14 protein-coding genes are annotated in these 11,481 nt (G+C 69.2%); 3 read left to right on the plus strand and 11 right to left on the minus strand.

Going from position 1 to position 11,481, the window contains the following annotated elements; genetic code table 11:
- From ACTWQJ_RS35100 to clpS, 7 genes are all read right to left on the minus strand, one after another.
- A partial coding sequence (locus tag ACTWQJ_RS35100) for a pyridoxal-phosphate dependent enzyme (RefSeq protein ID WP_443310519.1) occupies nt 1-157 on the minus strand: 157 nt, incomplete at its 3' end.
- Between the two features lie 15 nt (nt 158-172).
- Nucleotides 173-451, minus strand: coding sequence for a MoaD/ThiS family protein (locus tag ACTWQJ_RS35105; RefSeq protein ID WP_224737453.1), 279 nt, complete (start codon nt 449-451; stop codon nt 173-175).
- Between the two features lie 114 nt (nt 452-565).
- Complete coding sequence (locus ACTWQJ_RS35110; protein ID WP_443310510.1) at nt 566-673, minus strand: putative leader peptide; 108 nt, start codon at nt 671-673, stop codon at nt 566-568.
- A gap of 79 nt (nt 674-752) precedes the next feature.
- On the minus strand, nt 753-1,175 hold the full coding sequence (locus ACTWQJ_RS35115; protein WP_129799732.1) for a Mov34/MPN/PAD-1 family protein: 423 nt from the start codon (nt 1,173-1,175) through the stop codon (nt 753-755).
- A gap of 134 nt (nt 1,176-1,309) precedes the next feature.
- Nucleotides 1,310-2,728 (minus strand): amino acid permease, encoded by a 1,419-nt coding sequence (locus ACTWQJ_RS35120; RefSeq protein WP_385786579.1) that lies wholly within the window; start codon nt 2,726-2,728, stop codon nt 1,310-1,312.
- Between the two features lie 347 nt (nt 2,729-3,075).
- The gene (locus ACTWQJ_RS35125) at nt 3,076-3,678 is read right to left on the minus strand and encodes a DUF2017 domain-containing protein (RefSeq protein WP_443310511.1); all 603 of its coding nucleotides are present in this window, start codon (nt 3,676-3,678) and stop codon (nt 3,076-3,078) included.
- An 11-nt stretch (nt 3,679-3,689) separates the two neighbouring features.
- The gene (gene clpS, locus ACTWQJ_RS35130) at nt 3,690-4,007 is read right to left on the minus strand and encodes an ATP-dependent Clp protease adapter ClpS (RefSeq protein WP_409471845.1); all 318 of its coding nucleotides are present in this window, start codon (nt 4,005-4,007) and stop codon (nt 3,690-3,692) included.
- A 57-nt stretch (nt 4,008-4,064) separates the two neighbouring features.
- Here clpS and ACTWQJ_RS35135 point away from each other — a divergent pair, with 57 nt between their 5' ends.
- Both ACTWQJ_RS35135 and ACTWQJ_RS35140 read left to right on the plus strand, forming a co-directional pair.
- A complete protein-coding gene (locus ACTWQJ_RS35135) occupies nt 4,065-5,411 on the plus strand; it encodes a nicotinate phosphoribosyltransferase (RefSeq protein WP_443310512.1) in 1,347 nt (448 codons plus the stop codon).
- A gap of 172 nt (nt 5,412-5,583) precedes the next feature.
- Entirely contained in the window at nt 5,584-6,171 is a 588-nt protein-coding gene (locus tag ACTWQJ_RS35140) for an isochorismatase family protein (protein ID WP_443310513.1), read from the plus strand.
- 9 nt (nt 6,172-6,180) lie between these two features.
- Here ACTWQJ_RS35140 and ACTWQJ_RS35145 read toward each other — a convergent pair whose 3' ends face one another.
- Entirely contained in the window at nt 6,181-6,510 is a 330-nt protein-coding gene (locus ACTWQJ_RS35145; RefSeq protein WP_443310514.1) for a hypothetical protein, read from the minus strand.
- Between the two features lie 120 nt (nt 6,511-6,630).
- Complete coding sequence (locus ACTWQJ_RS35150; RefSeq protein ID WP_443310515.1) at nt 6,631-8,976, minus strand: immune inhibitor A domain-containing protein; 2,346 nt, start codon at nt 8,974-8,976, stop codon at nt 6,631-6,633.
- Between the two features lie 388 nt (nt 8,977-9,364).
- Here ACTWQJ_RS35150 and ACTWQJ_RS35155 point away from each other — a divergent pair, with 388 nt between their 5' ends.
- A complete protein-coding gene (locus ACTWQJ_RS35155; protein WP_443310516.1) occupies nt 9,365-9,658 on the plus strand; it encodes a hypothetical protein in 294 nt (97 codons plus the stop codon).
- On the opposite strand, the gene ACTWQJ_RS35160 is transcribed toward ACTWQJ_RS35155, so the two are convergent.
- Together ACTWQJ_RS35160 and ACTWQJ_RS35165 are read right to left on the minus strand one after the other, a co-directional pair.
- Complete coding sequence (locus ACTWQJ_RS35160) at nt 9,645-10,304, minus strand: RDD family protein (protein ID WP_443310517.1); 660 nt, start codon at nt 10,302-10,304, stop codon at nt 9,645-9,647. The two genes, ACTWQJ_RS35155 and ACTWQJ_RS35160, sit on opposite strands and share 14 nt — an antisense overlap.
- Nucleotides 10,305-10,391: 87 nt before the next feature.
- A partial coding sequence (locus tag ACTWQJ_RS35165; protein ID WP_443310518.1) for an RDD family protein occupies nt 10,392-11,481 on the minus strand: 1,090 nt, incomplete at its 5' end.

The following is an 11,481-nucleotide window of genomic DNA, read 5'->3' on the forward strand; positions in this document are numbered from 1 at the left end:
GCTCGATCATGTGCAGGGCGGGACGGTCCTTGACCGAGCCGGTCGGGTTGCGGTCCTCCAGCTTGGCCCAGATCCGGACGTCGGCGGACGGCGAGAGCCGCGGCAGGCGCACCAACGGGGTGTTGCCCACCGCGGCCAGCGGGGAGTCGTAACGCATCGGTGGTCAGAGACCTCAGGCCATGCCGCCGGCCACGGCCGGCAGGATCGTGACGCTGTCGCCGTCGGACAGCTTGGTGTTGATGCCGTCGAGGAAGCGGACGTCCTCGTCGTTCAGGTAGACGTTGACGAAGCGGCGCAGCTGGTCGCCGTCCACGATGCGGGCCTGGATGCCCGTGTGCCGGGCGTCGAGGTCGGCGAACAGCTCGGCGAGGGTGTCCCCACTGCCTTCGACAGCCTTCTGACCGTCGGTGTACTGGCGGAGGATGGTGGGGATGCGGACCTCGATGGCCATGGCTCAGGGCTCCTGTCGGGAGTGGTCAGGTCGGTGGGCGCGCGGCAGCGCAGATAACAGCAGGTCGTGCATGTGTGGCGCCGCGGCTCACGGCCGTACGGCGGCAGGGCAGCGTCAACAGATGGCGCTGGCGAGCCTGCACAGGTCGACGTGCAGCCGCGCCACGAGCAGCAACGCCCAAAAGGGCTCCGCCGCCTTGTCGCTCACGTCGTGGAAAACCATGGGCTCATCGTATCGATTCCCGGTCCGGGTCCTGGAATGTGATCTCGGATAGTGGATGAATTCTGACCGAATCCCGGGATCAGTAGGCCTCCACGACCTTGACCTCCTCCTCCGTCACCTCGCCGTCGATGATCCGGAACGACCGGAACTGGAACTCGCCGGCTCCGTCGGTGTCCGCGGTGGAGACCAGGACGTAGTGCGCGCCGGGCTCGTTGGCGTAGGAGATGTCGGTGCGGGAGGGGTAGGCCTCGGTGGCCGTGTGGGAGTGGTAGATGATCACCGGCTCCTCGTCGCGGTCGTCCATCTCGCGGTAGAGCTTGAGGAGGTCGCCGGAGTCGAACTCGTAGAACGTGGGCGAGCGGGCCGCGTTCAGCATCGGGATGAAGCGCTCCGGGCGGCCCGAGCCCACCGGGCCCGCGACCACGCCGCACGCCTCGTCGGGGTGGTCCTCGCGCGCGTGGGCGACGATCTGGTCGAAGAGGGCCTGGGTGAGGGTCAGCATGCTGGCCAGGATAAGCAGAAGGGCTGCCCCGTACCGAAGGGCGGTACGGGGCAGCCCACATGCCGGACGTCCTGAGCGGCAGCGGCAGGGAGTGCCACGAGTACTCCCTGACGCTAGGAACCGTCCGGTGGTCGTCAGCCGACCTTCTCGAACTCCGGGGTGCGGCGCTCGGTGATCTCCGGGTTGCGGGCCTTGAGGACCGCCCAGCCGATGGCCAGGGCAGCGGCCCAGCCGGCCATCACGTAGAGGCAGACGCGGGCGTCGGCGTCGTAGGCGATGATGCCGGTCACGAAGAGCAGGAACGCGATGGCGATGTAGGAGCACACCGCGCCGCCCGGCGCCGGGAAGGACGAGGCGGGCAGCCGGCCCGCGACCACCGCGCGGCGGTACAGGACGTGGCTGACCAGGATCATCAGCCAGGTCCAGATGCCGGCGGCGGTGGCGATGGAGGTGACGTAGCCGAAGGCCTTCTCCGGGACGATGTAGTTCAGGACCACGCCGATGCCCATGAAGAGCACGGAGACGAAGATGCCCAGGGCGGGCGTCTTGGTCGACGACAGCTTGGTGAAGGCCCTGGGGGCCTCGCCGCTCTCGGCCAGGTTCCGCAGCATGCGGCCCGTCGAGTACATGCCGGAGTTGCAGGACGACAGCGCCGCGGTGAGCACGACGAAGTTGACGATGGCCGCGCCCGCCGGGATGCCGATCTGTGCGAAGGCCTCGACGAACGGGCTGACGCCTGGCGCGAACTCCGTCCACTTCACGACGCAGAGGATGACGGTGAGGGCACCGACGTAGAAGAGCGCGATGCGCCAGGGCAGCGTGTTGATCGCCTTGGGGAGCGTCTTCTCCGGGTTCTCGGACTCGCCCGCCGTGACGCCGACGAGTTCGACGGCGAGGTAGGCGAACATGACGCCCTGCAGGGTCATCAGGGACGAGCCGATGCCCTTGGGGAAGAAGCCGTCGAAGGCCCAGAGGTTGGAGACGGCCGCCGTGTCACCGGCGCTGCTGAAGCCGAAGGTCAGCACGCCGAGGCCGATCACGATCATGCCGATCAGGGCGGTGACCTTGACCATCGAGAACCAGAACTCCAGCTCACCGAAGAGCTTCACGGAGATCAGGTTGACCCCGAACAGGATCACCAGGAAGACCAGTGCCGTCACCCACTGCGGAATGGACGGGAACCAGTAGTTGACGTAGATCGCGGCGGCGGTGAGTTCCGCCATGCCGGTGACCACCCACATCAGCCAGTACGTCCAGCCGGTGAAGTAGCCGAAGAACGGGCCGAGGAACTCGCGGGAGTACTCCGCGAAGGAGCCCGAGACAGGGCGGTAGAGCAGGAGCTCGCCGAGCGCCCGCATGATGAAGAAGATGATCACGCCCGCGAGGGCGTACATGAGGATCAGGCTGGGCCCGGCCTTGGCGATGTTCGCCCCGGCGCCCAGGAACAGGCCGACGCCGATGGCGCCGCCGATCGCGATCATCTGGACCTGACGGCTGCCGAGTCCCCGCTCGTACCCCTCTTCAGGGGCTTCGGTGACCTTCGCAGAGGTCATGTGTAGTGCGCCTTTCTCCATGCCGACCCCGGCCTCTCGTCGGCCTCGGATCGGGTTTCGATCCCCCCGGATTGATGGAGCAAGCGGGCTCGGGCCTCCCCGCGTCCCGCTGGGCCTGGCCGGCGGTCGCCGGCTCGGTGGCGCACCCGGCGGACATACGGGTGGTGTTCGCCGGGCGGTCGTGAAGATTTATCACGGCCGCAACTCTGATCACCCGGCGACCCTGTGGCGCATCACACAGGAAGAAGAGGACAGATCGCACCTTAAACACGCATACAGCGCAGGCACGGTGACGGGATCGTTATCCGGATTTGAGCGTCCGCTGAGCGAACACAAGATCCACACATTTACGGCATAAGCGTGCTGACCAACGTCTCCTGAAGCCCGCCCAGCCACAGATACGCCATCACCATCGGCTTGCGCGGGTCCTCGTCCGGCAGCTGGTAGAGAAGGTCGGTGTCGTCCTCGTCGGTGATCTCCAGCCGGGAACCGATGGCCAGGCGCAGGTCGTTGAGGGCGCCGAGCCACTGCTGGGACTGCTCCACCGTCAGCTCCAGGACCGCCCCGCCGTCCCCCGCGGACGCCAGCATGTCCAGTGAGCGGATCACGGCGAGGGCGTTCTCGCGCTTGCCGGCGCGCAGGTCGTTCTCGGTGTAGCGGCGGAACTCGGCGGAGTACGCCTTCTCCTCCTCGGCCGCCTCGGGCCCCGGCGTCCTCTCGGGGTCGCGGTAGGCGTCCGGGAACAGTCGCCGGAGCACCGGGTCGGAGGGCGGTTCGCTGGGCCCCTCGGCGAACAGCTCGGCAAGCGGGTCGGCGGAGGCGTCCTCGCCGGGGCCGGGACCGATGAGTTCCAGAAGCTGGACGGCCAGCGACCGGATGATGGAGATCTCGACATCGTCGAGCGCGACGGCCGCGCCGCCGCCGGGGAGCGGTTCGAAGGTTCCTGGCATGGCGGCGATCGCTACTTCCGGTCCTGCTGGAGGGTGGCCCACAGACCGTAGCCGTGCATGGCCTGCACGTCGCGTTCCATCTCCTCGCGCGTACCGCTGGAGACGACCGCCCGGCCCTTGTGGTGGACGTCGAGCATGAGCTTGGTGGCCTTGTCCTTGGAGTAGCCGAAGTACGACTGGAAGACGTACGTCACATAGCTCATGAGGTTGACCGGGTCGTTGTGGACGATCGTGACCCAGGGGACGTCGGGCTCTGGTACGGCAGAGACCTCCTCCGCCGACTCGGTGCGTTCGATCTCGATGGGAGCGGCTGACGTCACATGTCCCATGCTGCCATGCGCCCGCTAAATCGTCACACTGACGAAATGGGGGTACCATCGGTTGCCATGAGCACAGCGGACATTGGGCTGCCGGTGGAAGTTCCGTCGACGGCGCTCTTCACGGACCAGTACGAGCTGACGATGCTCCAGGCCGCGCTGAAGGCGGGCACCGCCGAGCGGCGCAGTGTCTTCGAGGTCTTCACCCGGCGGCTGCCGGACGGGCGCCGTTACGGCGTGGTGGCGGGCACCGGCCGTGTCCTGGACGCCGTCGAGAACTTCCGCTTCGACGCGGGCGTCCTCGGCTTCCTGCGCGCACGCGGAATCGTCGGCGAGGAGACCCTGGACTGGCTCGCGAACTACCGGTTCAACGGCGACATCTGGGGCTACCCCGAGGGTGAGGTGTACTTCCCGGGCTCGCCGGTCATGCGGGTCGAGGGGTCGTTCGCCGAGTGCGTGCTGCTGGAGACGGTGATCCTCTCCATCCTCAACCACGACTCCGCGATCGCCGCGGCCGCCTCGCGCATGGCGTCGGCCGCCGGGGAGCGCCCGCTGATCGAGATGGGCGCCCGCCGCACCCACGAGCTGGCCGCCGTCGCCGCCGCACGCGCCGCGTACGTCGGTGGCTTCGCCTCCACCTCCGACCTGGCCGCCGGCTTCCGCTACGGCATCCCCACGGTCGGCACGTCCGCGCACGCGTTCACCCTGCTGCACGACCGCGAGCGGGACGCCTTCCAGGCCCAGGTCAACACCATGGGCCGCGGGACCACCCTGCTGGTGGACACCTACGACGTCGCCGAGGCGGTCCGTACGGCCGTGGAGATCGCCGGTCCCGAGCTGGGCGCCGTCCGGATCGACTCCGGCGACCTGCTGCTGGTCGCGCACCGGGTGCGGCAGCAGCTGGACGAGCTGGGGGCCACGAACACGAAGATCATCGTGACCTCGGATCTCGACGAGTACGCCATCGCCTCACTCGCCGCGGCGCCCGTGGACGCGTACGGCGTCGGCACCCGGCTGGTCACCGGCTCCGGGCACCCGACCTGCTCCATGGTGTACAAGTTGGTCGCCCGCGCCGAGTCCGCCGACCCGAAGGCGCCGCTGGTGCCGGTGGCGAAGAAGGCCACCGGCGGCAAGACCTCCATCGGCGGCCGCAAGTGGGCCGCGCGCCGGCTGGACGAGCAGAGCGTCGCGGAGGCGGAGGTGGTCGGTACCGGGCCGGTACCGGACGGGCTCGTCGACCGGCAGCTCCTGGTCGAGCTGGTCAAGGGCGGCGAGGTGGTCGCCCGCGAGCCGCTCGATGCCCCGCGCGAGAGGCACATCGCCGTCCTCGCCGGTCTGCCGCTCTCGGCTACCCAGCTGTCGCAGGGGGAACCCGTCATTCCGACGGAGTACGTCCACGAAGGTTCCGCCGGTTAGGCAGGGCGCGGGGGTACGCGCCCGGTGGTGCCCCCTCCCGCACCGCCCCCGAAGTCTCTAGGCTCGGAGGTTCAGGTTCATCACCGGCCGGGCCCGCACCTCTCGGCACCGTGACCGAAGAGACCCCATAGCCGAGACCCCATAGCCGCCCCATAGCCGAAGGACACCGACCATGCGCCGCGCCTTGATCGTCGTAGACGTGCAGAACGATTTCTGCGAAGGGGGCAGCCTCCCGGTGGCCGGAGGTGCCGATGTGGCCGCCGCGATCACCGAGCTGATCGGGCAGGCCCCCGCCGGGTACCGCCATGTCGTGGCGACCCGCGACCACCACATCGCCCCGGGGGGCCACTTCGCGGACAACCCCGACTTCGTCCACTCCTGGCCCGCGCACTGCGTCGCGGGCACGGAGGGGGTCGGCTTCCATCCGAACTTCGCCCCGGCCGTCGCGTCCGGCTCGATCGACGCCGTGTTCGACAAGGGGGCGTACTCGGCGGCGTACAGCGGGTTCGAGGGGGTCGATGAGAACGGCGTGTCCCTGGCCGACTGGCTGAAGGCCCGGTCGATCGACGAGGTGGACGTGGTCGGCATCGCCACCGACCACTGCGTACGGGCCACCGCCCTGGACGCCGTACGGGAGGGCTTCCGTACGCATGTGCTGCTGGACCTCACCGCAGGGGTGGCCCAGGAGAGCACCGAGCGGGCGCTGGAGGAGCTGCGGGAGGCGGGCGTGGAGCTGTCCGGGAAGCCGGTCGTTCAGTAGGGGGCGCACCTACGTCTGTGCCGTCGGCTGTCTGAGCAGGGCCCTGATCGGGCGCCACAGCTCCATGGGGCCGACTCCGCTGTCGGGGGCCGTGCGCCATATCAGGCCGTCGGGGTGGTGCAGGACCGCGGTGATCTCGTCCGGGGTCGGCGGGGCCGCGTTGCCGCGCAGGTAGACCGCGCGCAGGCCGAGGTTGCGCAGCCGGGTGAGGGCGCGGGCCCGGTTCTGGGCGTGCACCAGGACGCGCACTCCGGCCGGGCCGTCGGCGGCGGGGCTGGGCAGGTTCAGCGCCACGACCACCGTGCCGTTCGGCAGCTTGCAGAAACCTCCTGCGGCCATGCAGTCACATCCCCGTTCGATCAGGTGTCAATAAGAGAGCCACAGGACGCACCTAAACACGATCGGCGGCAACCCGCCAGGGGTTGCCGCCGATACGTTTCTGACCTGCGGAAATGCTGGTTACTTCACCGCGGGACCGACTTCGAGCAAGATCGTCGAGCCGTTCTTGGCCTCCTTGACGATCCTGATCTTGGTGTTGGTGTCAGTGATCTTGACGCCGCCGGGCTTGTTGCTCTCGTCGTAGTAGGTGCTGGTGTGGTCGTTGAAGACCGGCACGCCCTTCGACGACGGGATGCGGGTGACGACGTCCGCGTTGTGCAGCGTGACGCCGTCCGTGCGGTAGCGGCTGAACGGCGCGTCGTAGGTCTGGATGCGGTTGCGCATCAGCGTGCCGTCGGACCACTTCAGCGCGGTCGGGTGGGAGTCGACGGGCAGGAGCAGGCCGACGCCCGGGTGCTTGCTGGTGTTGTTGTCCGTCTGGGAGGTGTCCCACTTCCAGATCAACAGGCCGTTCTGGTACGGGAAGTGCTCGACCCAGGACGGACGGGTGGTGGCGAAGCCGAAGTTGTACGGGCCGACCTTCAGGGTCTTGTCGTACGACACGTACTGGCGGTTCTCGGCGATGTAGTACTGCGGGTACTCCTTGGTGAACGACGCGCCGATGCGGGAGAACCCGCTCGCCGTCCAGGCCGCGTCCGCGCTCTCGGCGTTGTCCGTGAACAGCGCGCTGCCGTCGGCGGTCACGGAGATCCGGTCGGCCGCGAAGCCCAGCTGCGCCACACCGCCGTCGGTGGCGTAGCGGAAGCGCAGGTCGATCTTCTGCCCTGCGTAGGCGTCGAGGGAGTACGACAGCTTCTTGTAGCCGTCGACCGTGCCGGTCAGGGCCGGCTTGTCGCTGCCGTCACGCGGGATCGGCTGACCGTCGACCGTGCCGTCGACCGGCGTCCAGGTGGCGCCGCCGTCGGTGGAGACCTCGGTGTAGAGGTAGTCGTAGTCGGCCTCGATGTCGTACCAGCCGTCCAGGGTGAGGGCGGCCGACGACTTGCCGGTCAGGTCGACGGAACGGGCCAGCGTGTTACGGAGGTTGTCGCCGCTGCCGCTCCACCACTGGGTGGCGCCCTCGGCGGGGGTGACGACCTCGGTGGTGACCGCCTTGTCGGGCAGCTCGACCACCAGGGCCTGCTTGTTCTTGGTGTTGTACTCGGCGACGCCCAGCTTGTGCGTCGACTTCGTGGCCGCCTTGGCGACGTCGTAGTCGAGCCAGCCCAGCTGGAGCTTGTCCCAGGCGGTCATGTCGCCGGGCAGGTCGCCGATGGTGTCCTTGCCGGTGCCGAGCCAGGAGCCGGAGGACATCAGGGTCCAGAAGCCGGTGGAGTTCTCGCCGCCGTTGGTGTCGTAGTGGTCCGGCAGACCGAGGTCGTGGCCGTACTCGTGGGCGAAGACGCCGAGTCCGCCGTTCTCCGGCTGGATGGTGTAGTCGCCGACCCAGATGCCGCTGTCGCCGATCTGCGTGCCGCCGAGCCGGTTGCCGTCGGGGCCGGTGGCGCCGGCGTCGGTGCCGAACGCGTACCAGCGGTGGGCCCAGATCGCGTCCTCGCCCTGCGCGCCGCCGCCCGCGGACTCGTCCTCGCCGGCGTGCACGATCTGGAAGTGGTCGATGTAGCCGTCGCGTTCGTTGAAGTCGCCGTCGCCGTCGAAGTCGTAGCGGTCCCACTGGTCGTACTCGGCGAGCTTGGCCTTGATCTCCGCGTCGGTCTTGCCGGCTGCCTTCTGCTGGTCGACCCACGCGTTGACGCCGTCCTGCACCGCGTACCAGGCGCAGTTGTCGGGGTCGCACTTGTTGGAGCCGTAACGTGCCTCGTTGTAGGGGACCTTGACCCAGTCCGTGACCTCGCCCTCGATGGAGTAGCGGCCCGAGGACTGCTTCTCGTAGTAGGTCTTCATCGAGGCGGTGCCCTCGCCGAAGTACAGGTCCTGGAAATGCTCCTGGTTGTAGTCCGCCTGCCAGGCCGTGCTGTTGTCCTGGGTGCGGTCCGGCTCGGCGATCTGGTTGTGCAGCGGGCCGGGCGTGCCGCCGTAGCGGCTGTCGATCTGGTCGCCGAACTCGACCAGAACGGTGAAGATCTTGTCGGTCTTCTCCCGGCCGAGTTCCACGTACTTGCTGTCGCCCTTGCGGCTCTTGAGCTCGACGACCTTGGAGCCTTCGCGCTCCTTGACCTTCGCCTGGCCGGATATGACCTGGTTCAGGGCCTCTTCGCGCTGGGCTTCGACGGTCTTGGTGAGCGGGCCGTCGAGGTCGTGCTTGTGCTCGTCGTGCGCCTCGGGTGTGGCCGGGTCCCTCCGCTCTACGGCGGTGGAGTCTGCGGGATCGCCCTGCGCCACCGCGTAGGTGGAGAACATGGCGGTTGCCGCGGCGAACGCGACTGCGGTCGCGGTCGCTCTGAACGTCCAGGGTCTGCTGGTCACTTGAGATCCTCCCCCGCGTCCGGGCGCGCGGAAGGGAAGGCCGGGTCATGGAGCGCTCCGCGCGCGCGTGATCAACGCGTGTAGTCAAGTGACGACATTTGACTAGAGGTTGAGAAGAAAAGACAGACCTTGACTTGAGCAGGACAACTGCATTATGCGGAGACGACGTTTCGCTTACCGAACAGTGCGCTTCGCTCAACGGGCGCGCAGGACCGTCCACTTGCCGGACTGCATGAATCGGTGCGCCCCTTATGCACCGGCACTGTTGGTCATCTCACGCTTACGGTTCGTTCCACTCGGGCATGCACGCGAATAGATTCTGTCCGCACCCTCCCCCAAGCGAGAGGCACGGGGGGAGACCACCCCCACTTTCTAGGACTCGATTGCCATGCCTCGTCCGACTGCCGCACAGCTCGCCTACGGTTCGTTGACCGTCATCGCCTCGACGCTCGCCATGCTGCTGCTGTCACAGACGAGTTCGGGTGCGGGCATCGCGGTCATCGCCGTCGCGGCGCTCGTCCTCGGGCTGCTGGTCGCCCTGACGGTACCCATGCCGAAGCGCACACCGACCGTCGTACGGCGCTCCGCCCCGGCCTCCCGCGTGGCGGCCCCGGTCCCGGCGGCACCCGAGCCGGTACGGGAGCCGACGTCCGGCGTCACATCCGGCGTCACGTCGCGCTGACCACCACCGTCTTGGCCGCCTTGTCGTGCAGGCCCTGCTTGTAGGGCTTGTCGAAGAAGCTCCAGCCGCCGCAGAGCACCGTCCAGAGACAGGCACAGCAGAACGCGAACGGAATCCAGAGCACCGCGGAGCGGATCAGCGCGGTCTGCACCGAGGGCGTGGCGCCGTTGTCGAGGTTGGCCACCCGCATGCCGAGCCACTTCTTGCCCAGCGTCTGCCCCCACTTGCTGATCATGAAGGTGTCGTACGCCGTGAAGAGCACGGCGGCGATGGTGGACTGCGCGAGGGAGTTTCCGGTGTCGACCCCGCCGCGCCCGACCTGGTACTCGTCGACGTTGAAACCCCAGGTGAGCAGCCAGACGACGACGCCGACGAGGATCATGTCGATGATGCGGGCGAGCGTGCGCTTGCCGCTGTCGGCGAGCGGGGGCATCCCTGCGAGCGGCTCCTCGGGGCCGCCGCCGTACGGGGGTGGCTGGCCACCGCCGTAAGGAGGTGGCTGGTCACCGCCGTACGGCGGGGGTTCCTGGCCGCCCGGGGGCGAGTCGTACGGTGAGCCAGCCCCCTCGCCGGGCGGGGGCTGCTTCTTGAACGGATCGTCCTCCGGCGGCTGTCCGCCGGATCCGGGGGGCGGTTCGGTGCTCATGGCCCGAGTGGACCGCGAACCCTCCCACCGCGCATCCGGCGAGCGGCCGTCCGGGGGTACGGAATTACCTGGTCACCCGGGTGGAGGTCAGCCCGCAACGAACGTGTGTGCGGCCTTGTCGTGCCAGCACTGGCGCCACGGCTTGTCGAACAGGCACCACAGGACGCCGATGAGACCGACGCAGAGCAGTCCGGGAACGCTGTAGACCAGCCAGCGGCGCAGGGCCGCGCCGAAGGACGGAGCCTCATGGGCCTCGATGTCCCGCACCTCCAGGCCGAGCAGCCGCTTGCCCAGCGTGCGGCCCCACTTGGCGGTCGGCAGCGCCTCGTAGAGGACGCCGAAGAGGAGCAGGACGGCGAGGATGATGCCCAGGTAGGTGGACGTCGTACCGTCGAGCAGCCAGACCGTGACCGTCCGGCCGGAGAGCTTGGCCTCGTCGATCTTGCCCTGGATGTGGTCGAGGGCCTGCGCACCGAGCGGTACGGCGGCGATCGCGGTGACGGCGCCGATGACCACGGTGTCGATCAGGCGGGCGGCCAGCCGCTTGCCGAGCGCCGCGGGCCGCGCCGCCGCCTGCCGCCGCGCCGCCGCCTGGAACGGGTCCTCGACCGGCGGCTTCCACGGTGCGACCGGCTGCTCGTCTGCCCCCGAGGGGCCGGCGAGATGGTGGACCTGCTGCGCCCAGGAGGACTGGCCGCCACCGGGGCCGCTGGTCACCGGGGTGGCGGTGCCCGGAGCGGCGGCCTGATGGGGCACACCGGGGGGCGCGGACGAGGGGGTGATGGACTGCGGAGTGGCTGGTGCCTCCTGAACGCCGGCCTGCGCTGCCGGCGCCACCTGCGCCTGCCCGGCCTGCACCGCGGCAGCGCGCGCCGCGGCGGCCTTTCCGGCACCGAAACCGGGGCCGCCCGAGCCGGAGGAGGGCGCCGGGGTGGGGGCGCCGGGGCCGGAGGGGCCTGGGATTGATGCCGCCGGAGCGGACCCCGCCGGGGTGGAGCCCAACGGGATGGAACCCGCCGGACCGGATACGCCCGAGCCGGACCCCGCCGGGGCGGAACCCGCCGAACCGGATACGCCCGGGCCGGACCCCGCCAGGCCGGCCGCCCCCGCCCCGGACCCCGCCGCGCCCGACGCTCGCGGTCCCGGCATGCCCGGGTTCCCGGGCTGCGCCCCCGGT

It is taken from the genome of Streptomyces sp. KR55, assembly GCF_052245645.1.
In the GTDB taxonomy this organism is placed as follows: Bacteria; Actinomycetota; Actinomycetes; order Streptomycetales; family Streptomycetaceae; genus Streptomyces; species Streptomyces flavusporus.